Annotated in this window: 22 protein-coding genes and 1 pseudogene; 7 read left to right on the forward strand and 16 right to left on the reverse strand. The window is 59.2% G+C overall.

Annotated elements, in window-relative coordinates:
* Positions 1-211 precede the first annotated feature (211 nt).
* Complete coding sequence (locus DVT68_RS14690; RefSeq protein WP_114825864.1) at positions 212-1,750, reverse strand: DUF1254 domain-containing protein; 1,539 nt, start codon at positions 1,748-1,750, stop codon at positions 212-214.
* Between the two features lie 232 nt (positions 1,751-1,982).
* Positions 1,983-3,440 (reverse strand): DUF1254 domain-containing protein, encoded by a 1,458-nt coding sequence (locus DVT68_RS14695; protein ID WP_114825865.1) that lies wholly within the window; start codon positions 3,438-3,440, stop codon positions 1,983-1,985.
* 283 nt (positions 3,441-3,723) lie between these two features.
* Here DVT68_RS14695 and DVT68_RS14700 point away from each other — a divergent pair, with 283 nt between their 5' ends.
* On the forward strand, positions 3,724-3,987 hold the full coding sequence (locus DVT68_RS14700) for a hypothetical protein (RefSeq protein ID WP_114825866.1): 264 nt from the start codon (positions 3,724-3,726) through the stop codon (positions 3,985-3,987).
* A gap of 58 nt (positions 3,988-4,045) precedes the next feature.
* On the opposite strand, the gene DVT68_RS14705 is transcribed toward DVT68_RS14700, so the two are convergent.
* From DVT68_RS14705 to DVT68_RS14715, 4 genes are all read right to left on the reverse strand, one after another.
* Complete coding sequence (locus DVT68_RS14705; protein ID WP_233523493.1) at positions 4,046-4,402, reverse strand: AAA family ATPase; 357 nt, start codon at positions 4,400-4,402, stop codon at positions 4,046-4,048.
* A 169-nt stretch (positions 4,403-4,571) separates the two neighbouring features.
* Positions 4,572-5,285: a chromate transporter gene (locus DVT68_RS20740; RefSeq protein ID WP_233523494.1), complete on the reverse strand. Its 714-nt coding sequence runs from the start codon at positions 5,283-5,285 to the stop codon at positions 4,572-4,574.
* Positions 5,267-5,797, reverse strand: a complete 531-nt coding sequence (locus DVT68_RS20745) for a chromate transporter (protein ID WP_233523495.1) — start codon at positions 5,795-5,797, stop codon at positions 5,267-5,269. The genes DVT68_RS20740 and DVT68_RS20745 overlap by 19 nt, the downstream gene beginning before the upstream one ends.
* Positions 5,794-7,272: a multicopper oxidase family protein gene (locus DVT68_RS14715; protein ID WP_114825867.1), complete on the reverse strand. Its 1,479-nt coding sequence runs from the start codon at positions 7,270-7,272 to the stop codon at positions 5,794-5,796. The genes DVT68_RS20745 and DVT68_RS14715 overlap by 4 nt, the downstream gene beginning before the upstream one ends.
* A 269-nt stretch (positions 7,273-7,541) precedes the next feature.
* Between DVT68_RS14715 and DVT68_RS14720 the strand changes: the two genes are divergently transcribed.
* From DVT68_RS14720 to DVT68_RS14745, 6 genes are all read left to right on the forward strand, one after another.
* Positions 7,542-7,919, forward strand: a complete 378-nt coding sequence (locus tag DVT68_RS14720) for a hypothetical protein (RefSeq protein WP_114825868.1) — start codon at positions 7,542-7,544, stop codon at positions 7,917-7,919.
* A gap of 225 nt (positions 7,920-8,144) precedes the next feature.
* A complete protein-coding gene (locus DVT68_RS14725) occupies positions 8,145-9,536 on the forward strand; it encodes a cytochrome C (RefSeq protein WP_114825869.1) in 1,392 nt (463 codons plus the stop codon).
* On the forward strand, positions 9,472-10,155 hold the full coding sequence (locus tag DVT68_RS14730; protein WP_114825870.1) for a c-type cytochrome: 684 nt from the start codon (positions 9,472-9,474) through the stop codon (positions 10,153-10,155). Before DVT68_RS14725 ends, DVT68_RS14730 begins: the two co-directional genes overlap by 65 nt.
* A gap of 263 nt (positions 10,156-10,418) precedes the next feature.
* Positions 10,419-10,958: a cytochrome b gene (locus DVT68_RS14735; protein ID WP_114825871.1), complete on the forward strand. Its 540-nt coding sequence runs from the start codon at positions 10,419-10,421 to the stop codon at positions 10,956-10,958.
* 28 nt (positions 10,959-10,986) lie between these two features.
* The gene (locus DVT68_RS14740) at positions 10,987-11,682 is read left to right on the forward strand and encodes a VIT1/CCC1 transporter family protein (protein ID WP_114825872.1); all 696 of its coding nucleotides are present in this window, start codon (positions 10,987-10,989) and stop codon (positions 11,680-11,682) included.
* A 341-nt stretch (positions 11,683-12,023) separates the two neighbouring features.
* Complete coding sequence (locus tag DVT68_RS14745; RefSeq protein WP_114825873.1) at positions 12,024-12,410, forward strand: DUF302 domain-containing protein; 387 nt, start codon at positions 12,024-12,026, stop codon at positions 12,408-12,410.
* A gap of 70 nt (positions 12,411-12,480) precedes the next feature.
* Here DVT68_RS14745 and DVT68_RS20750 read toward each other — a convergent pair.
* From DVT68_RS20750 to DVT68_RS14795, 10 genes and pseudogenes are all read right to left on the reverse strand, one after another.
* Positions 12,481-12,686: pseudogene (locus DVT68_RS20750) on the reverse strand (transposase); the annotation flags it as partial.
* A 187-nt stretch (positions 12,687-12,873) separates the two neighbouring features.
* On the reverse strand, positions 12,874-13,986 hold the full coding sequence (gene lptG, locus DVT68_RS14755; protein ID WP_233523496.1) for an LPS export ABC transporter permease LptG: 1,113 nt from the start codon (positions 13,984-13,986) through the stop codon (positions 12,874-12,876).
* Positions 13,983-15,494, reverse strand: coding sequence for an ArnT family glycosyltransferase (locus tag DVT68_RS14760; RefSeq protein WP_114825875.1), 1,512 nt, complete (start codon positions 15,492-15,494; stop codon positions 13,983-13,985). The genes lptG and DVT68_RS14760 overlap by 4 nt, the downstream gene beginning before the upstream one ends.
* A 23-nt stretch (positions 15,495-15,517) precedes the next feature.
* Positions 15,518-17,419, reverse strand: coding sequence for an asparagine synthase (glutamine-hydrolyzing) (asnB, locus tag DVT68_RS14765; protein WP_114825876.1), 1,902 nt, complete (start codon positions 17,417-17,419; stop codon positions 15,518-15,520).
* Between the two features lie 27 nt (positions 17,420-17,446).
* The gene (locus DVT68_RS14770; RefSeq protein WP_114825877.1) at positions 17,447-18,976 is read right to left on the reverse strand and encodes an ArnT family glycosyltransferase; all 1,530 of its coding nucleotides are present in this window, start codon (positions 18,974-18,976) and stop codon (positions 17,447-17,449) included.
* Positions 18,973-19,302: a lipid-A-disaccharide synthase N-terminal domain-containing protein gene (locus tag DVT68_RS14775; protein WP_114825878.1), complete on the reverse strand. Its 330-nt coding sequence runs from the start codon at positions 19,300-19,302 to the stop codon at positions 18,973-18,975. The genes DVT68_RS14770 and DVT68_RS14775 overlap by 4 nt, the downstream gene beginning before the upstream one ends.
* Positions 19,299-19,589, reverse strand: coding sequence for a lipid-A-disaccharide synthase N-terminal domain-containing protein (locus tag DVT68_RS14780; protein ID WP_199536079.1), 291 nt, complete (start codon positions 19,587-19,589; stop codon positions 19,299-19,301). Before DVT68_RS14780 ends, DVT68_RS14775 begins: the two co-directional genes overlap by 4 nt.
* Positions 19,590-19,641: 52 nt before the next feature.
* On the reverse strand, positions 19,642-20,727 hold the full coding sequence (locus DVT68_RS14785; RefSeq protein WP_147281742.1) for a glycosyltransferase family 9 protein: 1,086 nt from the start codon (positions 20,725-20,727) through the stop codon (positions 19,642-19,644).
* Positions 20,728-21,056: 329 nt separating this feature from the next.
* Positions 21,057-21,554 carry a type 2 periplasmic-binding domain-containing protein gene (locus tag DVT68_RS14790; protein WP_114825881.1) on the reverse strand — a complete coding sequence of 166 codons (498 nt, stop codon included), beginning with the start codon at positions 21,552-21,554 and terminating at the stop codon, positions 21,057-21,059.
* Between the two features lie 11 nt (positions 21,555-21,565).
* Positions 21,566-22,663 carry a hypothetical protein gene (locus DVT68_RS14795; RefSeq protein WP_147281743.1) on the reverse strand — a complete coding sequence of 366 codons (1,098 nt, stop codon included), beginning with the start codon at positions 22,661-22,663 and terminating at the stop codon, positions 21,566-21,568.
* Between the last annotated feature and the right edge of the window lie 95 nt (positions 22,664-22,758).

The raw sequence follows: 22,758 nt of genomic DNA on the forward strand, positions 1-22,758 counted from the left end.
TGTGCAGTCGACACGGACGCCAGAGCTAGGGGATGCTTGGCAAAGGGGAGGAGTCCATATACGGACCTAAACGGGAACAGATTCGTGTCGATCGATCACGAGGAAGCGGCACACTTGGCACCGCCTTTCTTGTTGGTTGGATGCACGAACCCATGCCGACAGCCGTTCGCTACGTCGGGATTCGCCCCGTCATCCAGGCTATGGGTGAGCCTCACTTCACTTTTTCAATATCGCCGGGCTTCCAAGAGCCATCAATGGCAGCTTGCTGCGGCAGGTACAGGCGAAGAATGACGAAATAGCCTTGGCCGGGTACGGTCGCCAGCCAATTGCCTTTGGCATCGGCCGGGGCTTTGGGCCCGAGATACAGGACGGTGCTGCCATCACCCTGTTGCGCCGGCTTATTGAGCTTGCCCAGCGAAGGGAACGGCTGTCCGTTCTGCACACCCGACGCGTTGGCGGCTTGGTAGAGCGTCACTGACCAGAAGAGATCGGCGGGAATATTCGGCGGCAGCTTCAATGTGTAGCTGTTCTCACCATTCAACGGACTGCCGGTGGAGTCCGAAAACGCGATCATGTAGTACGCGCCCTTGCCGGGTGTCATGGACACCATGCCCGGGCTGATCGAGTAATAGTCGGTAAAGAACCAGGCTCGGGCATCCAGGTCCCGGTAGCCGCTGCGCGTCATGAAGTCCAGCCCGATCGGGGTATTGGGCCAGCGAGCGGTGACGTTGTTGATCGGATTCACCCATTGGCGATCCTTGTAAACATGAAGGTCAGTCTTGCCCTGGGCGGTCTGTGTGCCAATGACACGGCTCGTGTTGTAAGCGGTCTTGGCTGCCGCACTCAGTATGGTTTGCGTGCGCGCGTCCGGCTCAAAGGGCTGGCCTTTGACAATGCCCAAGCCAGCGAGCATGCCAAGCCAGTCGGGGTCAGCAAGGTTGTCGCCCTCGCTATCAACCAGCCACTTCAATTCCTTGAACGCCGCGACATCCGTGCGGGGGAGCATTTCGTGAGGTTTACCCGAGGCGTCGTGAAACACCATCTTCTTCGCGCTGTCTTTCTTGCCTAGCGGGTAAAGCACGGACTTCTTCAGCACATCAGTGGCGGGTCCGATGTTGGAGAGGTCCTGATAAAACGAGCGGAGGAAAATGAAAACGTTGTTGGTGCCGGAGCGATAGACGTAATAGCCATCGGGCACATTGCCCTTGTACCCGGGCGGCAGGATCAGAAACTTGCCACCCGCTCCGGCGTCAGGCCCTGGAAGGCCAATGTCACCGAAGAATTTTCCGCTGCTCTCGGGGATGGGCCGCTGCCAGAAGTCCAGCAAGATACCCTGCAGTTTCGGCGGGGCTTCGAAGACAAGCGGGCCCGTGTCAGCCAAGTTGACAAAGACCATGCCATAGATCAAATCGGAATTGGGCGTGGTGATCCGGGTCTTTGCGTCAAGGCGCTTTTCCCAGATGGCCATCACGTTGTAACCCGTGCCGAACGCATCGGCGAATCCATCGCGCATGCCCACGGTGTTGAGTAGCGGTAGCGCCCAGAGATAAGTCTGGGAAGCGCGCTGAAACAGCAGTTCCTCCTTCAGCGCTTTTGCGGTATCCGGGGTCGCGCGGTTGTGATCTTCCGGCAGGTTCGCCAACGCTTCGTAGCGATCCTGTTGGGCGTGGGCCGCGCCGGGGAGCGCGCTGGTGGAAGCGACCATGGCGGCCAACAGGGCGGGCGCAACGCTTAGATGCAGGTGCTTCATGAAGCCTCCAGAGCGAATATGGATTAGTGGCCACCTGGAGATTGAGGCAGCCACGCGTCGCGCGCATCGGAAAAATGTTGGAGTTTTCTTGCGTAAAGCTACGTTATAGGTCTTAACCAGGAAGGCACTGTTGGCAATGATCGCCTCCGACCAATAGCGGACACTGCGAGTAGACAGGCCCGACACCGCGCATGGTCGGGAGACATAGTTGTCTGCCGACCATGCGACTGGCTCAGTTCACTTTCTCGAAATCCGGCAATGCCCAAGATTTGTCAAAGAAAGCTTGGGTTGGTCCATAGAAACGGAAGTAGGTAAACCAGCCTTTGCCCGGTAAGGTTTGTACCCAGTTCGCTTCCTTGCCTGCAGGAGCTTTCGGGCCAAAGTAGACATCGATGGAGCCATCGCTGTTCTTCACAAGATCTTCCTTTCGGGATGAAAGATCAGGGCGACCTTGTGGCGTCGCGATCATCCGACGGGTGTCTTCGTCGTAGTAAGTCACCGACCAGAACTGTGTCACCGGCGGGTTGGCCGGGACATGCAACTTGTAAGTGTTGCTGCCGTTGAGCCAGTGGCCATCCTTGTCTTGATAGCTGGCAATGTAACGCTGGCCAAAGCCTGGCGTTGTTGTCAGCATGCCGCGTGAAATGACGACAGCCTCGTAGAACCAGGCCGCGCGCTCGTCGAGTTGGTCGTAATTAGGCGCCCTCTGGTCGGTCGATACAACCAGCGCGTGCTTCCAGTGCGTCCCATTCCAGAACGGCGGCTCGACACGTTTGTCGGATGTGTTGGCCTTGGCCATGGCTTCACCCACGATCACGCCATCTTCGAGAATCTTCTTCTGTCGCGCATCGGGGTTGAAGGGCTTGCCCTTCTCGATGCCAAGGAACCGAAGTTGCGCAACAATCAGCCGATCACGCTCGTCGATGGGCTCACGCTGGATCACTTCGTTCAGGCTGTCCCAATAGGCCATTCCGCGCGGCGCCGCCTGGCTCCACGGCTTGTCGCCGGCAGGGCGAACCGGCATCGGCGTACCGGCGCCTTGGGGAGACCACGTATACGTCTTGATGAGGGGAACGAGGGTGGCGATTTCCTTCTGCTTGTCCGGGCCAAGTAGGCGAACGCCTGCGAGGACGTCGCGGCTGGTGGACTGCACGACGAAATAGCCTTTGGCGTCGACCTTGCCCTTGTAGCCAGGCGGCAAGATAAGATATTTGCCTCCCTTGCCCTTGTCGGGGCCGACGACGCCGAGATCTGAAAGGACACGCTGCCAGTCGTCGAGAATCATGCCCGCCATGAGACCCGGTGGCAGATCCACCACGATCGGACCGCTCTCCTGCAGATCAATGAACGTGGCGATGTATGGCGTCGTGAAGTTCGGCGTCAGGATCCCAAGCTTTTCCTTGAAATCCAGATAGGAAAGCATCTCGCCGTTCTTTCCGCCGAAGACGTTGTAGTGCGCCCTTCGCCATTCGTTGAGACCGACCGCGGGTATGCCCCAGATGTATGTCTGGCAGGCACGCTGAAAGTCCATCGTGTCGTAGAGCTTTTGGACGGTTTCGTGCGTTGGATAGCCACCGTTTTCGAAGGTGAGCTTGCCGATCGGCGTATCAATCGTCTCGTCTTTGTCGGCGGCCACAGCAACGGCAGGTGTGATGGCAGCAATCATGAGCGCAGCGGACAAGAGTTTCATGGAACCTCCGACTCAGATGAGAAGACGCGCCAACAGATATCAGCACACCCGTAGGTACGCGGCTTCGGTGGAACTTCGGGATTCACTTAGGTAAAACTACCTAGCAGCAGTGTCCGCTTCCGACCCGGAGCGGACCCTCGACAAGGGGGCGCTGGCCGTATCCAATGCGGGCGCTGGCTCAATCAAAAGGAAGGGGAATCAGATGCAGTGCTATGTTCACGGCGATGCAGCGGCCGTCGGCGTCTGCAAGTGTTGCGCTAAGGGTGTTTGCAAGAATTGTGGAATGCCGGTCACAAACGGCTTGGCGTGCTCTGAAGTCTGCAAGCCGACGGCGGAGGCGTTGTCCCAGCTTCAATTGACGTCGCTGAAAAACGCGAACATCTACAAAGCGCAGCGAAGCGTTCAACCCATCATGGCGGTTGGCCTTGCCGCAATGGGCGTGTCAATTCTCTACTCCGATGCACGGTCATTGATGGGATGGGTCGCGCTCGTTCTGGGCGGACTTTTGGCTCTGTCTTTGGTCGTCGCGTCGAGGCGAAAACAATAGGCCTGAGCGTCCGCTTCCGACCCGATATAGGTATTCCGCCCCGTTCTCAGTGACCATGTCACGGCGGCCAGGTAGCTGGTCGCGAGGGCGGGACTTGCACCGGCAACTGGAACGGCAGCCTTGCGTCGAAAGCGGTGCTTAGCGCATCTGCAGAAAGTCCGCCCTCTGGGATAGTCCCTCCCGGGAAGTCGTCGATGACCATCTCCCCTTTCTTTCCCGCATCCATCACGAGCTCGTAGGCCCGGAGAATGGAGCTCTTTCCTGTGTTGTTAGCACCGACCAGGACCACTATGTCGTCCAGTTCAATCTCCACCGGCTGCTTACCAATTGCACGAAAGTTTCGAATAGTGAGTTTGTGCATCCGTGCACGAGGCGCGACCGCATCGTCGGCTGCTGCCGGCTTCTTAGGTGCCATGACTTTCCCCTGTTCCTCTCGGAAACCGATGTCGATGTTCGTTGGGCATTCGCCCAATGTCTGTCAGAGAATGCCTACAACTGCCTATCTTTTAATGGGCTGAGTCCGCTTCGAGCCGAAAGCGAACGCGGTACTTAACTGCGCGCATCACCAGGAAGCGGCACTGCGGCTATGTGTTCATTAGAACGCAAAGCAGAGATGTAATTACGCACCACGCAACCGCTAGGAGCGGTGGCCACTTGGCCGCAACCAGCCCGACAAAAGCAACCAACGCGATGGCGAAATCCTTGCTCCCATGAATGGCGCTGACCCATACCGGATCATAAAGAGCAAAGGCTAAAAGGCCGACCACTGCCGCGTTGACGCCGGCTAACATCCGACCCGCCCGGGTGCGAGCAGCCAGTGCCCGCCAGAACGGCAATGCGCCGGACACCATAAGCAGCCCCGGCAGAAAGATGGCGAGCAGGCTCACCGTGGCACCCAGCGCCCCACCTTGTCCGCCGTGCAGCTCTCCGCCGAGGTAAGCCGCCAGCGTGAACATGGGGCCCGGAACGGCCTGGGCAGCTCCGTAGCCCGCTAGGAAGCGGTCGGCGCTGATCCAGCCTGGATCCACTACGGCCTGCTTCAACAAGGGAAGCACTACGTGGCCACCGCCAAAAACCAGGGCGCCGGTGCGATAGAAGGCGCTGGCGACCTGACCCAGCGGTGGCATGAAGGGGGTGGCGAGGAGCGAGATCGCCAGGAGTGCAATGTAGGCGACGAGAAAACCCGCGCCAGTGCGGGGCCCATAATGCAGGCCGAACGTCTCCCCGACCTTTGCCTCGACCTGGCGACAAGCCCAGGGGCCGAGCGCCGCGCCGCCGGCTACCAACAGCAATTGCATCCAAGCGCTTTGGCTGAGAGCAATGACGCCCACGTGGCTGCAGCCATGAGGGCGCGTGGTCGGTCCGGACAGAGCGTACGGGCCATACCCAGCACGCCCTGGGCGACCACCGCCACGGCGACCAGTTTGAGGCCATGGATTACTGCCTGACCCCACGGGCCAGCCAAGCGAGCGCTCGCCTCCGCAAAGGCGAACATCAACAGCGCCGAGGGCAGCGTGAAGCAAATAAAGGCCGCGAGAGCCCCCAACCAACCGGCCCGCAGCAGACCGATTGAGAAACCCAGCTGGCTGCTCGCCGGCCCGGGCAGGAACTGGCACAGGGCAAACAGCTGCCCGAAGTGTTGCTCATCCACCCAGCGTCGCCGCTCCACAAACTCCCGATGGAAATAGCCGATGTGCGCGATCGGGCCACCGAAGGAGGTCAATCCCAAGCGTAGAAATACGCGCGCCACTTCAAGGGCGTGGCCAGACGGATTGCGTGTGGTTGGAGCGTCCATCGTCGAAAGGTTCATGTGCAATCGAACAGCGCCATGAAACCGAAGTCCATGTGCAGTTGCATGTGGCAATGAAACAGTGACAGACCTCGCTGATCGGCGACGAAGTCCACCTCCATGGTTTGGTAGCCACCCAGCATCGCGACATCCTTGATGACGCCGCTGGCTGGCTGACCCGCGATGCGGGTGATCTCGAAGCTGTGGCGATGCAGGTGCATCGGGTGGATATCGTCGCTGGCGTTGTGCATGCGGAGCCGATAGCGCCGACCGTGGTGCAGTTGGAACATAGGTTTCATTGCCTTCATGTCGAAGGCAGCATCGTTGATCGTCCACCTGTTGAAGCCGCCGAGGGCAGCATTCTGCTTGGCGAACGTCATTTCTATGATCTCGTCGGGCTCCGGCGGACGGGCATCGGGTTTGGCGAATCGCCGGTAGTCCCAGCCAAAGGGTTTCGGCTTCTCCCAACGGGGCTTGCCATGCTGGCCGGCATACTCGACGACGACGCCCATGCCATTCTCGCGATCATCGTCGGCCAGGTCACCCATCACCCAGACACCCGGGTGCTTCATCTCAACGATGGCGCTGATGCGCTCTGCGGTACCCAGCCACAGCACCGGGACTTCGGTGGGATGTGGCACAGGATTGCCATCCAACGCGATCACCTTGAAGGTGTGACCGGGCAAGGCAAGGCTGCGGATCTCGGTGGCACTGCCGTTGATGACGTGGAACATCACGCGCTCGTCGGCCTTTACGCGGATCGGCTCACCGTGGCCCAGCATGCGGCCGTTGATGGCAAATGACTGATAGCCCACTTCATAGCCGTGAGCGGCGCCTTCGGCCAGCGAATGCCTCATGGCGGACTCGCCGCGCTCTTCTAGGGCAGGATCCCGGGCGCCCGGCTGCAGAAAGTCCATGGCCATGTCGCCACCCTTGCTGAAAAAAGGGTCGAACTCCTTGAGTACCAGGAACACTTCGCGATCAAAGGCACCGGGCTCCTGTCGCGGCTCGATGTAGATGGCGCCCACCTGACCGTTGTATTGGCCCAGAGAAAGGTCGCTGCCGGCCACCACATGGGTGTGATAGAAGCGCAACCCTGCCGGTCCCGGGGTGAACGATAAGCGCCTCATGCCGAACGGTGGAATGAAGGGGGTGCCTTCTTCCGCTGCGCCATCGACGTCGACAGGCACGGTGAGTCCATGCAGATGAAGTTGTTCAGGCACGTCTGTGTCGTTGTAGACGTCCACCACGACGGCTTTACCTTCTTTGAGGCGAAGGAGCGGCCCGGGGAACTGGCCGTTATAAGTTGTCGTGGAGACGATGCGGTTGGGCGCTAGCTCGACCAAACTCCTACCAATTCTGATGGTGTGGTCAGGCTGGGCCGGTAGCGGCGGAGTCGACGCGGGATCCAGCATGGCAAACGCTCGCGTCGAGGGAAAGACAGTTCCGCCCAGCACTCCCAATCCGCTTAATTGCAGGAAATCTCGCCGCTTCATGGTTGGACACCGGCTTGATGGACAAGAAAGGGGTACTTTGAACGACCACTACGCAGGGAGGTTTGCCCAGCGTGCCTGGCAAACTACTCGAAGTCTGTTAGGTAATGTTCGCATTGACCCGGGAGCGAATCTGGGGAAATGCGCCAAGGCAGCGACAGTCGGCTAGGTTACGCGAAGCTTTCGTCGCAGATTCCTGTCTCACCCTATCCTTCGTATAGCTTGTGATGCTTATCACGTCACAAGCAAACTCTCTCGCGAAGAGAGGGCGTATGCAGACCGACCGAACTCATGCGGTTACACAGGAGCTGATGGTGGCCCGTACCTGCGCGGAACTTGCCCAAGAGGCGGAGGCCAAAGGCAGCTTTCCAAGACATTTGGCCGCTTCTTTAGCGGGTGCCGCCAGCGATGCCGCGGCAAGCCTAAAGGTATTTCTCTCGAGTACTCGCGCAGATACGATGCCCCCTGATTTGGTGCACCGGTCCTTTCAAGCCCACTCGGATCTGGCAGCGATCGCCCAGTTCGCCGGGCTCGTGCTGACCTACACATCGACGCCGCGCGATGCCGCTTACCTTTCCAAGATAGTGCGTCACACGGCCAACCATGCCGTTGAGTGCCTCAACCACGTGGAAGAGGCGATCTATCGTTAAGTGGGACTGCTCATATATCCATTAAACGCGCGTGGGATCGAAAGCAGACACCATAGAGCTGTCCTCGCTGCTCAAAATGCCAGTGGCTGAGACGTTTCACCGCAGGCGAAATTGACGCCCCACATCATCCCCTCGCTCGGTCACCGTCATATAGTGAACCTGTAGCGGCAAGTCTTGCACTTCCGTTGGGGGTACGGGCGCCGCAGCTCTTCACAGGAGATGGTCATGCGACGCTCGGTCGGAAACCTGTGGATGTTTGCCGTCTGGATTGGCATGGCCTGGATGGCCTTGGTGTCGCCATCTCTGGCGGTGCCCGCCTACGCGAGGCAGACGGGACAAGCTTGCGTGGCCTGCCACGTGAGTTTTCCCGAACTGACGCCCTACGGGCGAAGGTTCAAGCTCAGTGGCTACACCATAGGCAAACGCCAAGATCTGCCGTTGGCGGTGATGGCACAGATGGGCTACACCGATGTGCGCAACAACAAGGACGACCAGGGCCAGCCCATTGTCCCCAAGACCGACCAGATCATCGGGTCGGCGGCCAGCCTGTTCGTCGCCGGCAAGATCAATGACCACATCGGTGGCTGGATCCAGTGGACCTACAACAACCTGTTCGTGAACAGCAACGGCCAGACGAAGGGCCATAGCGGCATCGACAACACCGATCTGCGCGTCACCGGAAGCTCGGCCGACGCCGACAGCACCGAACTTCGGTGGCTGTATGGCCTGACCGTCAATAACAACCCCACCTTGCAAGACGTGTGGAATAGCACGCCAGCGATGGGTTTTCCATTCACGCTTCCGCCCAACGGCATCTCCCAGATTGCGACGACGCTCATCGACGGCAAGCTGGCGCAGCAGGTGGCGGGCGTGGGCGGTTATGTGTTCTGGAACCAGCAGGTCTACGTGGAACTGTCCGGTTACCAGGCAGCCGACGGCTTCTTCTCGGTGCTGCGCAGGGGGCAACTGACCGATGAGCCCGGCGGTGTCAAGCGGCTGGACGGGTTCAATCCCTACTGGCGCGTCGCCTACAACCGCGAATGGGGCGCCAACTCGCTGATGGTGGGCACCTTCGGCGCGATCTTCCATGTGTACCCCGACAACACCATGCCGTTCACACCAACGGATCGTTTCCGCGACATCGCGTTTGACGCGCAGTGGCAGAACATCGGAGACCCCAATACATACACCATGCAATTCACGCACATCATTGAATCGCAGGACTATCGGGCGAGCTATCCCGCCACGCTGGAGGGGACGCCGATCGGTGTGGGCCCGACACCTGCCAATCATGGCGACACGCTGGTGACCGACAAGCTCAAGTTCACGTATTACTACGAGCGCAAGTACGGCGGCACGCTTCAGGTGAATCGTACGCATGGTTCCACCGACACCGGCCTGTACGCGCCCGGCTCGGTCACTGGAAGCCTCAACGGAAAGCCAGACACCACGTTCTTTGTGGCCGAGCTGGACTATCTTCCCATCCAGAACGTGCGCCTGATGTTGCAGTACTACGATTTCGTCAAATTCAACGGCGCCGGGAGCAACTACGATGGCTCAGGTCGAAACGCACACGACAACAACACGCTGTTCGCCAATGTCTGGGTGGCGTTCTGACATGCGCGCCGGGCACGTTCTCCATGCCAGCCTCGCCATGGCCGCTCTTGTGCTCGGCCCGTCAGTTGCACGGGCGGACAGCGCTGCCGATGAAGCGGCCACCAAGCTGGCCGTCCACGTCTGTGCAAGTTGTCACGGTCCGGGCGGAAACAGCACATCTCCAACGTTTCCTAAGCTTGCCGCGCAGCAGGAACCCTACCTCGTCGCCCAGATCAACGCGTTTAAGAGTGGCAAGCGTGGTGAAAAGGAAGCCCACGACTACATGCTCGGCATGACGACGCTCATCGACGATGCCACCGCGGCGGCGCTGGGCCGCTACTTCGCGCGTCAGCCGCCTGCGGCCGGCGAACCTGGGGACCCGCAGCAGGTGGCGCGTGGCAAGCAGCTGTTCGAGCAAGGCGCTGAGGGCAAGGTGGTGGCCTGCGCCACGTGTCATGGCGCCCACGCGGAAGGCAATGGCATCTTTCCGCGACTTGCGGGGCAACACGCGCCCTACGTGGTGAAGCAGCTCAAGGTGATCCAGAGCAACCTGCGCCAATCGCCAGTGATGCACGGCATCATCACAAAGCTCACTTCCGACGACATGGCGGACGTGGCCGCCTACGTGCAGTCCCTGTAGCCCAGGACTGCTTCAGCCTTCTTGTACGTGGCTTTAGGTCGTCCCAACTCATCGCTGTCACTCGCAAGTCGATACTCGCCTTGGCTAGCTCCACCGGGTGACCGCGTTGCCTCCCGGACCATCGTCCCCTGTCATCAGCGAAGTAAAACCCGAGCGGACACCCTGAGCGAGAACCATTTGCGGGAATGTCTGCAGACGCGAGTAAAGTTGAGACTTTGGCGCAGGTTGTTTCGTAGCCTGCCCCCCGTTCCAAGGACCTTTCGATGCCGTCGACCATTCCCAGCAGGTACGCACCAGCCTTGCGCTGGCTGCACTGGATTATCTTCCTGTTGGTGCTAGTTGCTTATGTTGCCGTCAATCTTCACGAAGTATTCCCCCGTGGCAGCAGTGTGCGAACCAACGTTTTGGCTACCCACTTTCTGGCCGGTATCGTGGTGTTAATGCTCGTGGTTCCTCGCTTGGCGATGCGTATCGCGCATACCGCTCCTCCGATATCGCCACCGCTGGGCAGAGCTAGCGAAGCGCTCAGCAAGGTCACACATCTTGCGCTCTACGTGTTCCTCATCGCACAGCCGCTTATGGGCATCATTACCCTGCAGATTGCGGGAAAAGCGGTCACATTGTTCGGTGTAACAATCGTGCCGGCCCTGCTTGGCGTGGGCAATCGCGAGCTTGCGCACCAATGGGAGGACATCCATGGGACTGTTGGCAACATCTTCTACTTCGTGATTGGGCTGCACATCCTGGCCGCACTTTGGCATCACTTCGGCCGCAAGGACGACACCCTACGACGCATGCTCTGAGTCATAGGGACGGAAAAGGAGTCGACAGATGCCGCACCGCCATCGCGAACGTCACGTCACCGAACGCATGGGTTGGCTCCGTGCAGCAGTGCTTGGAGCCAATGACGGCATCGTGTCGACTGCCAGCCTGATAATGGGCGTGGCGGCCGCTCGTGGAACCGAGTCGTCCATCCTGGTAGCTGGTATGGCGGGTCTGGTTGCCGGCGCCATGTCCATGGCAGCCGGTGAATATGTGTCGGTTCACTCCCAGGCGGACAGCGAACAAGCCGACTTGGCTCGCGAAGGCAAGGAGCTGGCGACCGACGTCGAAGGTGAACACAAAGAATTGGCGGCGATCTACGTCAAGCGTGGACTTGACCCTCAGCTCGCCCGCCAGGTTGCAGAGCAGTTGATGGCCCACGATGCGCTTGATGCCCACATGCGCGATGAGCTTGGCATCACCGAAGCACTCAAGGCGCGCCCCCTCCAGGCTGCGGCTGCTTCTGCGGTGAGCTTCGCTGCCGGAGCAGTTCTCCCTCTCCTGGTGGTCTTGCTTGCGCCCGAAAAAAGGCTGCTGGTGTGGGTCTTCGTCACCGCGCTGATTTTCCTAGCGGTCCTCGGAGGGATTGCCGCGCGCACGGGCGGCGCGAGCGTCCGCACCGGCGCACTACGGATAACCTTTTGGGGCGCGCTGGCAATGGCCATCACCACCGGTGTTGGCATGCTTTTCGGGGGCGCTTCCTGAGCAAGGCACGCCGTCTTGGGCCGCAGGCCACCTGCGCCCGCCTTCTCGCCTCAGAAGGCCCATTGAAATGGGCCCTATGGCCAGGTACTGGCAACCTGAGTAGTGCAGCCACACAGCGTCGAAGTGAAACGCTGCGGAACATTACTAATGAGATCGCGGCCGATCTGACCCGTTTAAGCGCATTAGCGCTCCATGTGCACGCTTCAACGCGTGGACCGCGCTTTTGCAAAAATTGACCCTTTTCGCCGATACGCGGCACCTACTTTCGTGACCCGCTACTAACAGCCGGGTCGCTACCATTTAGTCTCGCCTGTGAGTGGCGCTGATTGGTGGAGCCGATCATGTCTTATTACTTCGCGAAAAAACTGAACATGAAATTCGAGCAGGCGATCGAGCATGTTACGGAGGCACTGAAGAGCGAGGGCTTCGGCATCATCTCGACGATTGATGTGCAGGAAACGCTGAAGAAGAAGATCGACGTAGATTTTCGTCCATACCGCATTTTGGGAGCCTGCAACCCGAAGCTTGCTTATGAAGCTCTGTCGATCGAGGACAAGATCGGAACGATGCTGCCGTGCAATGTTGTGGTGCAGGCGCAAGAGGGCGGAATGGTCGAGGTCGCAGCTGTGGACCCGGTAGCATCCATGCAAGCCATCGCAAACTCGAAGCTCGAAGCGACAGCCGGTGGTGTCCGCGCCAAGCTGAAGAGAGTCGTGGATTCGCTCTAGTTCTGACACTCACTCAGCTGCAGCGACTCTGGAAGTAGTGGCGCCTGGCATAGGTAGGTATCGTCAAGGGGACGGCCTCAGCCAACATCTTCTTGAGATTCTCGTTCTCTGCCTCCAGCGTCTTCAGTCGCCTGGCGTCGGGTAGTTCCATGCCCGCAAGCTTCTCTCGCCACAACTGAAACGAGGCGGCGATGAAACCACGCTTGCGGACAGCCCCTTGACCGTTGCGCTGGCCGCTACTTGCTTGATTGGGGCGATGATCTGTTCGTCCCTAATACGCCCGTCTTTTAGGTCCGTCCTCGTCGTTGTGACGAACTCTACTTACATCGCTTTGGCCCGAAAACCGGGGGCAGTGCGTCCATTAGCTCCCCCCGCCGTTAGTGGACTCCGACAGCGACGTCTTCACTCGCCACTTGATGGCAATCCGCATCAAATAATGTCTGCAAATGGCTAGTCAAATGACTCAGGTAAGCTGCCGAAAATAGAGCAAAGCGAGCAGTATCGTCAGTATCGCCGGTAGCAGGTTTGCCAGCAGTGGTGGAGCGCCATACACCACACCAAAATTGACAATCACTTGTTGGCCGAAATGCCAGATGAGTGCTAGCAGCATGCCCATAAAAACGCGCCTGCCGGCACCGCCAGACCGCAATGCCCCAAAGGCGAACGGAATCGCGCTTAACATAAGCACGAGTGTATTCAATGGATAGAGAATGCGCCCCCAAAATGGCGTCGTATAGGCCACAGGATTCTCGTGATTGCGTTCGAGATACCGGATGTTGCGCAATTGGTCGCGCGTCGACAGGTACTGCGGCTGGATCATGGATTTCTCGAGAACGTTAGGATCCAGTTGCGACTGCCATCGATCGTTGGCGCGAAGGGTACTGTGCACGCCATCTTTATCAATAAAACTGCTTCGAACTTGGCCGAGTATCCATAGGTTGCCGACGTGCTCGGCGGTGTCGGCGTGATCGAACCGGCTCAGTTCCCCGTCAGTTGTCATGGTGAAGACTTTGACGTCCAACAACTGCACCCGAGCATGGCCATCGATGCCGCGAAGGACGGTTCGCGCGGCGTTGATGATGCGATCACCATCGCGTGCCCAAAGGCCACTTTGGCCGAGCCCAATCGCTCCCGTTCGCAAGCGCAACTGCATCGCTCGATCCTGCTGGTCACCCCATGGACCGATGGTTTCACCGATGATCACAACGCCAACCATCAATACCGTCACCACCCACGTCGCCGATATGGCGATGCGCAATGGTGATAGGCCGGCGGCGCGGAGTGCGGTCAGCTCACCCGTAGAGGCCAATCCACCCAACCCTAGCAGGCTGCCGATTAAGGCGGCAGACCCGTACATCTCGTACATGCGACGCGGGATGGTTACGGAAACATAGTACGCCGCATTGCTTACCGTGAAACCGTTCTGTCCGACGAAGCGAAGCTGGCGAAGGAACTGCAGCACGCTATCCAGGCCCACTAGGATGAACCAGGCTATCAGCACCCAGCCGAGCACTGTCAGCCCCACCAACAGGTCGACACGTTTGATCCATAGTCGCGTCGTGGGGTTCATGCTCATGGTGCAATCGCCACTCTCCGCAACAGCGCCACACGCGCCGTCGACAGTGAACCGAGTTCCACATGCTGTCGTCCCGGGCACTGCGCCAGCACTGCTGGCATGGTGGCGGCGCCTATGGAACCATCTACGACTAACAGCAACGATGAATGCCTATCGGATAGCCGGCAAATTTTCTGGGCCGCGTCCGGGTGCTTCCAAGCGATGGCATAGATGGGCTTGCCCAGGTAAAGGCGAATACCCCACGGCGTATGTTCTACCCTTTGCTCCGTGGATTCTACGGCCTCGACGAACGCAATGGCGGAGTAATCCGTCTGGCCAACCATCGACGCCAGCTGCCGGGCGATAGCTCGGTCATCTGAGAGAGGATGACCGTATAGCGCCGCACCACCCTTTATTCCGAGGAGTAGCACGACCCAAATGCCGAGCATGATGCGTTGACGCCATGAGGTAAGGTCGATCCGATCGCGCAAGGCAAGCGCGATCATCAACGCCATGGGCATAAATAGTGGCAGCACATACACCGGCAGCCTGGAGCGCGCGATGCAGAAGACGAGCAGCGAAAGGGCCAGCCACAACTCCAGAAAGAGCGCCGGCGATCGCTCGTGCCACCGGCGGCGCCAGTTTCGCGGCGAAAGGGCGGCCTTTAGTTCGGGCACCAACATGGGCCACCAAGGCAATGTCCCCAACACAAAGACTGGGACATAAGCTACCAGCCAGCCATACCACTGCGGGTTGCGATTGTGTGCCGAGGTGAATATCCGGCCGTAGAGCTCATATTTCAGGTAGTAGTCGAGCAACTGCGGATAGCGCAGAACGACGACGGCGTACCAGGTAAACCCGACGAGCGCGAACAACACCAGCCCCATCCACGGAAAGTAACGGCGAATCCCGCGCATGCCATCGCGTCGGGCAATAAAGACCACGATCGCCAGAAGCGGCATCAGACCTGGCGTCCCCTTGGTGAGAAATGCCAGTCCGAAACCAAACCACATCACCAGCACGGGAAGACGCTGCTGCGCATCGGCGGGGCCAAAGGCCGCCTGGAAGAATCCGCACATCGCAATCGCTTCACACAGGGTGAGCAGATCATCGGTGCTCACCACATTGCCTGCGATAAATGGTCCTGCTGTACAGGCGTAAACCAATCCTGGCAGCCAGGCCTTGTCGGGAAGCAGGTGCCTGCCCATGACGCACAACAGCAGGGAGGTCAACACGAAAGCCATGGCTGAGGGGATACGTACAGCCCAGGTGTTGGAGCCCATCACGTGGACGGTGGCGGCAATGGCCCAAAGCGTCAGCGGCGGCTTGGCGAAGTTCTTATGGTCGGCGTTGTAGGCTGGGGTCAGGAAGTTTCCTGAGTCCAGCATCTGCAGGGCATTGTCGACATAACGGCCTTCGTCGGTATTCCACAATGGACGTGTGCCCTGGAACGACATTCCCAGCGCAAGCAGCAACAAACTTAGCCAGACGTAGACAGCTGACCTCGGAATGTGGCCCATGAAACTCATCCATCCCTCCTTCAACAACGGGCCTATACGTCAACGAGGATGTCTGAGGGGCATTTCACGCTTTCCGCGCTAACAATCCCCCGAGCGTCCCTCAGCCATTCGAGCCATTCGGCCAGGACGATGAGATTCCACAACCCACGGGCATGGTCCCTTGACTTGCGTACGTGCTCGCTCAATAGCGCCAAGGCAGCTCCATTGTCGACGCCGGCGTCTGCCAAGGCGTGACTGCTGAGCTTCTCTTCAGCCCACTTCAGCAAGGGGCCTCGGAGCCATTGACCCAGAGGTACTGACAACCCTCGTTTGCGTCGGTGGATCGTTGAAGCCGAAAGGTAGCGGCGTGCGTAATTCTTCAGAAAGACTTTGGTGGTCAGCCTCCTTACCCGCTCGTTCAGTGGAAGCGTTGCAGCAAAGTCGATCACGGCCCTGTCCAGAAATGGCGCACGGATCTCAACCGCATGGCACATGCCGCCGCGATCCGCTTTGGCCAGAAGAGCGTCGGGAAGCGAGTGAGAAAAGTCGTAACTCTGGATCACGTCAATCAGTCTGGCCGCGTCATGCGTAGTGCAATCAGCCGGATAGTCGAAGCCGAGTTGTTCGATCCATTCGGCCGAGAGGTTGGCTGTCCAGCGCAGATGTCGGGCAAGGCCATCAAGCGATTGTCCCTCGACGAACCGCTTGAGAAGGAACGAGACGGTGACCTTTTGGTCGCTCACCGGAAGGCTGTTGATGAGTCGACGCAAAGCGGCACGAACCGCCTTGGGGAGGTGAGCATAGTGAGTGGCCAGTCTTGCCCCAAGGTAGGTGGGATAGCCGCCGAACAATTCGTCTGCGCCTTCCCCGGCAAGCAGCACCTTCACGTCTTGCGCGGCACGCTTGGTTACGATCGACAGCGGCAGCCACGCCGGATCGGCGAGCGGCTCACCCGTGGTGGCAATCAGCTGTTTCAACGTTACCGGAATGTCCGACGGTACGACTGTGACCGGCGTGAACTGACAGGCGAACTGCCTGGCAATAGCTTCTGCCTGGCATCCCTCATCAAAGGAGGACTCGCCGAAGCGGATACAGTAAGCGTTCAATGGCTGTTTGGGTCGAACGCTGCGGGTCACGGCCGTGATCAACGAGGAGTCGAGGCCGCCGCTCAGCAGCACCCCGAAGTCCACATCAATATCGGTCTGGCGTGCGATGGCGTTCCGGAAGCGCCTGTCAAATTCCTCCGCGTCTGGCGTGGCTTGCTCTGCTCGTCCCATCGGTGGCTGCCAATATCGAACGTGCCGCGTGCTTTGCCCTTCGAACACAATGGCTTCCCCGGGACAGACTTTGAAGTGGCGGGCAAGCAAAGTCCACTGCGACGGGCAGTAGCCAGATCGCAGATAGTTGGGGAGCGAATGGGAGTCGAGGTCGATTTGGTCAGGTGCACCAGCCACCATGGCGGCCAGCTCGGATGCAAAGGTGACTCCCTGCTCGCTCACCGAATAATACAGATGACGCTCGCCAGCCCGATCTCTTGCGAGGATCAATTGTTGCTTGCGGGCATCCCATAGGGCGATGGCATACACGCCTTCCAGATCGTCAAGGAAGGCGAGACCTTTCTCGAGGTAGAGCGGAGCGAGCACCGCAATGTCGCTGCTTTCCTCGATCACATGACCACAAGAGGCCAGCCATCGGCGCAACTCCCGATGGTTGTCGATTTCGCCGTTGCAGACAACGACAATGCCCGCTTCATGGGCAAACAGGGGCGGTTGCCTCTCATCGGTCCCCCGGATGGCAAGTCGGTTCGCCCCGAGAACGATGCCATGGCTCGCATACTCAGCCTGACCATCGGGTCCGCGATGACTCATCGCCGACAGCATGGTGTGAACCTGTCGCATGGCCTCATCCCGGGGCTGCGTTCGACTCTGCAACATGACGCCGCTAATCCCACACATTGCCGTTAACCTCGCTTGCTTCGGGCGTCAAAGGATTGGCTGCTGCGCAAGGACGAGCTCGTTGCTCCGCCAACGTTCAACGAGGTGTAAGGTCGGGCGGCAGCTACGGGTCATCGTTTCCAGTGCCGTCGCGGGCAATGCCTGGTTGACGACAATCAATGCTCTCCCTTGCGCCTGGATGGCCGCGCAAAGTTGTGCAGCGGCGTCGGGCGACCGTGCCGAGACTCCATAGACGGGCTTGTCGAGGTACAGGCGCACGCCCCATGGGGTTTGCTCCTCGACGGCATAGGAATCGAGGTTGTCTTCGAGGAAGATTACCGCAGCGTAATCGGCTCCAGCGGTCAGGCTGGCGATCTCGCCAGCCGCACGGCGGTTGTCGTCCTTGGCGCTGAGGCCGTAGGCCGCATATCCCTTGATCGACAGCAGCAGGATGACCCAGCCAAGCAATAACCCCCGGGTGCGGTTGCTGTGGATGTCGAACCCGGTTTCCAGCCGAGACGCCGAGAGCAAAGCCAACGGAACGAAAAGCGGCAGTAGATAGAGTGGGAGTCGGGACTGTGACAGACAAAAAATCAGAAGCGGAATGACGAGCCAAAGCGCGGCAAACAGCTGGATGGATCGTTCGTTGCGGAGCTTGCGAAGGCGCCCCGGACGGAAGAATTCTCCCAATGCTCCGCTCACGGCTGTCCACCAAGGAAACGTGCCAACGACAAGTACGGGCACGTAAATTTGGGCCCATCCGATCGCGCCGGCATGGCGACCGTGCATCGACGTGAAAATGCGTCCGTAGACTTCGTCGTGAAGGAAGTAGTGAATTAGCCACGGATAGCGCAGTGCGGCCATGGCGTACCAGCTGAAGCCGATGACCATGAAGAGCACAAAGCCAACAGGGTCGAATAGGCGGCGCACTGAGCGCCAATCACCGCAAAAGACGCTAAACGTGACGATTGGAAGAAGTGGAAGCAGCCCAGGTGGTCCTTTGGTAAGGAAAGCCAAGGCGAATCCGAGCCACATCAAACGCAGCCCTTGACGCCGGGGCAACTCGTGCACCGGCCACGTCGCCATGACGAAACCCAATACCGCAAGAGTCTCGAAGACCGTCAGGAGCACGTCTGTGCTGACGACGTTGGCTGTGAGAAAAGGAAATGCCGAGGTGGCGTAGACCAGTGAAGGTGCCCATGGCTTTCGCGGGCTCACGCGACGCCCGAAAAGGAACAACAACGCCAGGGTAGTTCCAAAAGAGAGCGCATACGGAATACGCGCAGCCCACGTGTTGTTTCCAAATAATTTCAGCGAAGCGGCGATCACCCAGTAGGTCATCGGCGGCTTCGAAAAGTTCAGCTCGGTAGGGCTGTAGGCTGGTGCCAGGAAATTTCCAGAGCCGAGCATCTGCAGGGCCGCGCCGACGTAACGCCCTTCATCGGGGCTCCAAAGTCCGCGAGAACCCTGAAGGATCAGCCCAGCACACAATCCAACCAACAAAATCACCCACACTGGTCGATTGGTCTTGACCCACCCGGTGTCCACAAGATGGCTTCGTTTATGGATCGCGCTCATAACGCGCCACGACCGTTGTCATCGAGGCCGGTGTCCGCAGGTGACGGGTTCTCCATAGGGGGCTTTCGGCTCAGCATTTGCAAGTTTCGGAGGAAAACGAGCAACGTCGTGGTTTCTCCGATGATGAAAACAGGGTCGCGGCGGTGGATCGCATAGGCCAGGATGATCGCGCCGGCCACTACACTGATCTGCCAGAAGATGCTGGGGAATCGGCTTTTCCCAACCTTCTCGCTGTGGATCCACTGAACGAGGAAGCGCGCGCCAAACAGCGCCTGTCCGACTAGTCCCGCGACCACCCATCCCGATGTCGTGTTGACGTCGATCATCTCGAACGACTCTCCATGGCCTGGCGGCTCTCGCGAAAGCGCAACTCGATGTTGCGCAGATACACAAATAGGCCGAATGCCTGGCCGACGAGAAACACCGGGTCGCGTCGATAGATGGCGTAGGCGAATAGAGTGGCTCCGCCAACGATGCTCGCGTACCAGAAGGACATAGGTATCGCACTTTCCCGGCGATATTCGCTGTAGATCCACTGCAGGACGAACCGGGCAGAAAATATGGCTTGACCGGTCATTCCAATAATCATCCAGATGGTGTTGGTGCTGCTCACAAAGTTGTCCTTGATCATCTTCCAATGAGATGGATGGGCTGCCTTGCCTGGGTTAATTACGTGCCACGGCCTCGACCAGTGGAAGTTGATCCTCGCCACCCGCCTCACGGGCGGGAAGGCCCAGCAATTCGCGGTTGTCGACCACGACGCGACAGGCGGCCTCGCGCGCCGACAAACCTTGGGTCTTCCAGGCCCGGTTCCCGGGCCCATACGGTTCATAGACCCCCGGATCGGTGACACAGAAGAGGCCGACGGTGGGTACGCGAGAGGCCACGGCCAAATGCATCACGCCGCAATCGGCAGTGATCAGCAGATCGAAGCCAGCCATCACAGCGGCCATTCGGCGAATTGCCGATGAGTAATACGCAGGCCACTCAGCGCCGAGCATGGAGTTCGCATGCATCGGAATCAGTTCGATGATGTTCGCTGCGGGACACAGGGTCTTGAACGTGTCAATGAATTCTCGCCACCAGTCCATCGGGTAACGCTTGGCGCCCGTGGCATTGGCGAAGATGCCGACTACGGGTTCAGATGTGTGCTGTCGTGGCGACGACAACAAGCCTGCAACAGTTTGGCGACCGTGCGCCAGCTCGATGCTGGTGAGGCGAATGTCGAGTGGGGGATAGCTGTCTTGGCCAGGCGCCGTCTGCCCAAGCGCTGAGCGCAACAAGTCAACCGGGCGCTTTGCCATGTGCTGCATAGCGACCTGCGACGGTATGGCATGGGTTAGGCCGGAGCGTTCAGCACGGTTACCGAAGCCGAGCTTGTAAGTGCCGTGGAGAAAGCGAGTTACCGCGCGACTGAAACCGGAACCGATGCATGGATCGATGATCAGGTCGTACCTTGTACGCCGAATCTTCAGCAGAAGGCGGAGGAAGGTGACCGGGTGTTTGAAGCCACGCCTCGGCAGGCAAAACACGTTCTTGATGCTGAAATGCGTGGAGAATACTTCGCGTGCAATATCCCCTTCGGAGATCACATCGATCTCCGCGCCCTTGTAACTACGCTCGAGTTCCGCAATTAGCGGTGTCAGGAGGAGTGTGTTCCCAAGGCGATGATTTGGGCGACAAACAAGGATGCGATAAATGCCCTTGGTGGGAAGGGATAGTCCGTACCTTAGAGAGCTGACGGAACTCAAGCGGCGCCACCGTGAGTCAATGGCAGCGTGAAAGCCGCGATCAGGTGTTGGCTCAGCCACACACACTTCCTCATGCCGCACTGGGATCCGTCCTGTCGGGTGCCCCCTTGCGGGATGACGCCAAGGCGTTTGAGGCGACGGACGAACTTGAAAGCTGGTAGCACGACGACACTCGCGGAGGTGGATAGCGAGCGCTCAGCGAATTTCATGCCAGCGGGATAAGTGACTGTTTTACCTGAGTGACAGTCGTTCAGTACGTCCTGTCTTGCTAGTCCATACCCTGCAGACTGCAAATATTGTCTGCAACGATTGGCAGGCCTTATCGCCGGTCAGGGGACGTGGTGCACCGTGCAATCGAAGATGTCGTCGGCAGTATGAGGTGGGAGGTTGATGAGCAGAGCGACACGCACGCTGGCATCGACATGACAGGTAGCGACATAACCGATGGCCCCCGGGGTGGTCGACACAAAGCGCACTACGGCGTCCTGTGAGCCCAGCACATAGGGTGGGCTCACGCCTTGGAAGTATTGGCGATCCCAATAGTCCTGAAGCTGAGTGCCATCCATTTCCAGGACGACGCGTGAGAAAGCCTCCCTGAGCGGCGCACTGCTGGGTAGGTTGACCGGAGTCAGCCGCTGACCTGATCCATCCACAAATATCTTTTTGAGGTATACGTTGCGCAGCGTGTTCTGATCAATCGTCAGCTGCGGCGGACTGGGCGCCGTGATGATGGCTACCTGAGGCTGCCCGGCCGACGACCCGCAGGCGAGCGTCAGCAGCCCCCAGCCGAAGGCCTGCTTGGTGAGTTGCCGCACGAGGGTGCGCATGCTCACGCTGCTCAGAACAGCACGGCAATCGAAGCCAGCCAACCGGTCGGCGCCAACAACTGGTTGTTGGTGCCGTCGCGATACTCCAACTTGAGCACAATGCCAGGGATCGGCTTGTAGTTGATGGCGGCGGTGTCGATAGTGGTGGTTTGCGCGGGCGTGGAGGAGCGATAGCGCTCGTACCGGCCAATTAGATACAGGCGCTGCCACACCGGCACTTCGACCTGGACGAATCCGCCGCGCTCGTCAGGTTCACCGCTCGTATCACTGCTTCGATAGATGCCCTCGCCCGTAAAGCTTGCGTAGCGGGTCGCCCAATTGAAGTCGATGCCAGTCAGTTGGTACTTCTGGCGCGGCGATGCCAACTCATAACTCAGAGCGGAGGCGCCGATATTCAGTGTGTCGCCAAGAAGGTGATAGAGAACTCGGCCGCCAAGGGCCTGGCGAAAGTTGTTGTGGAGCGTTTCGTTGGCGCCCACGTTGGCGTAGGCATTATCCTGCTCTTGGCCGAAACTGAGGTTTTTGCTGTCGTCGACGAACACCCAATAGTCCAGGTCGTTGCCCTGCGCAGTGACAGTTCCGAACATCATTGCGCCCGTCGCATGTCGAGCAAAGGCAGCTGACGTTGACAGCGGACGAGAGACTGTCCATGTCAGCGGATCCGCATGTACCAGGTTCCATTCGCCAACAGGTGTCAGGAATTTGCCAAAGCGAAAGCTGATGGATTGATTGGCGTGATAGTCGGCGTAGAGCCGCTCTATATCCAGCTCAGAATCGTCGTCGTCGCTCCGCCTATGGGTGTTGACGGGATTGCTCGCCTCGATTTCGGTAAACAGCTGCCATTGCGTGCCTAAGTCCTTGGTGATGAACAGACTCAGGTCGTGCACGTCGTACGTGGTGTTCGTGCCCTGCACATTGTAGAAGTTCACATCGGCGTAGCCGCCGATACGCAAGCCCTGTCCAGGAAAGTACAACCCCTGCCCCAGCGTGTAGGGTGCAGGCTGCCAGCCGCCGCTGCTGTCGGCGGCCCTGGCGCCCGTGTTCGAGGCCAGCCACAGCAGGACGGTGGCCACCCCGAGGTATAGCGAGCGGCGTGGTTGCCAGTTCATCGATAAAGTCTTGGATGGGGTAGCGGAAGGGCGCCCGTGGCATGGGATGCAGGCACGGGCGACCGGGATGGCTTCGGTACCGGGTGACCGGTGCT

Origin of the sequence: Dyella solisilvae (assembly GCF_003351225.1) — a bacterium.
Taxonomy (GTDB): domain Bacteria; phylum Pseudomonadota; class Gammaproteobacteria; order Xanthomonadales; family Rhodanobacteraceae; genus Dyella; species Dyella solisilvae.

Bases quoted from the DNA above. Each gene is read 5' to 3' on its own strand.
- DVT68_RS14795 (WP_147281743.1), bottom strand. From the start codon at position 22,663: ATGAACTGGCAACCACGCCGCTCGCTATACCTCGGGGTGGCCACCGTC.
- asnB (WP_114825876.1), bottom strand. From the start codon at position 17,419: ATGTGTGGGATTAGCGGCGTCATGTTGCAGAGTCGAACGCAGCCCCGG.
- DVT68_RS14745 (WP_114825873.1), top strand. From the start codon at position 12,024: ATGTCTTATTACTTCGCGAAAAAACTGAACATGAAATTCGAGCAGGCG.
- DVT68_RS14790 (WP_114825881.1), bottom strand. From the start codon at position 21,554: ATGCGCACCCTCGTGCGGCAACTCACCAAGCAGGCCTTCGGCTGGGGG.
- DVT68_RS20745 (WP_233523495.1), bottom strand. From the start codon at position 5,797: ATGAACCTTTCGACGATGGACGCTCCAACCACACGCAATCCGTCTGGC.
- DVT68_RS14775 (WP_114825878.1), bottom strand. From the start codon at position 19,302: ATGATCGACGTCAACACGACATCGGGATGGGTGGTCGCGGGACTAGTC.
- lptG (WP_233523496.1), bottom strand. From the start codon at position 13,986: ATGAGCATGAACCCCACGACGCGACTATGGATCAAACGTGTCGACCTG.
- DVT68_RS14720 (WP_114825868.1), top strand. From the start codon at position 7,542: ATGCAGACCGACCGAACTCATGCGGTTACACAGGAGCTGATGGTGGCC.
- DVT68_RS14760 (WP_114825875.1), bottom strand. From the start codon at position 15,494: ATGAGTTTCATGGGCCACATTCCGAGGTCAGCTGTCTACGTCTGGCTA.
- DVT68_RS14725 (WP_114825869.1), top strand. From the start codon at position 8,145: ATGCGACGCTCGGTCGGAAACCTGTGGATGTTTGCCGTCTGGATTGGC.
- DVT68_RS14735 (WP_114825871.1), top strand. From the start codon at position 10,419: ATGCCGTCGACCATTCCCAGCAGGTACGCACCAGCCTTGCGCTGGCTG.
- DVT68_RS14705 (WP_233523493.1), bottom strand. From the start codon at position 4,402: ATGGCACCTAAGAAGCCGGCAGCAGCCGACGATGCGGTCGCGCCTCGT.
- DVT68_RS14695 (WP_114825865.1), bottom strand. From the start codon at position 3,440: ATGAAACTCTTGTCCGCTGCGCTCATGATTGCTGCCATCACACCTGCC.
- DVT68_RS14700 (WP_114825866.1), top strand. From the start codon at position 3,724: ATGCCGGTCACAAACGGCTTGGCGTGCTCTGAAGTCTGCAAGCCGACG.
- DVT68_RS14690 (WP_114825864.1), bottom strand. From the start codon at position 1,750: ATGAAGCACCTGCATCTAAGCGTTGCGCCCGCCCTGTTGGCCGCCATG.
- DVT68_RS14730 (WP_114825870.1), top strand. From the start codon at position 9,472: ATGGCTCAGGTCGAAACGCACACGACAACAACACGCTGTTCGCCAATG.
- DVT68_RS14770 (WP_114825877.1), bottom strand. From the start codon at position 18,976: ATGAGCGCGATCCATAAACGAAGCCATCTTGTGGACACCGGGTGGGTC.
- DVT68_RS20740 (WP_233523494.1), bottom strand. From the start codon at position 5,285: ATGCAATTGCTGTTGGTAGCCGGCGGCGCGGCGCTCGGCCCCTGGGCT.
- DVT68_RS14740 (WP_114825872.1), top strand. From the start codon at position 10,987: ATGCCGCACCGCCATCGCGAACGTCACGTCACCGAACGCATGGGTTGG.
- DVT68_RS14715 (WP_114825867.1), bottom strand. From the start codon at position 7,272: ATGAAGCGGCGAGATTTCCTGCAATTAAGCGGATTGGGAGTGCTGGGC.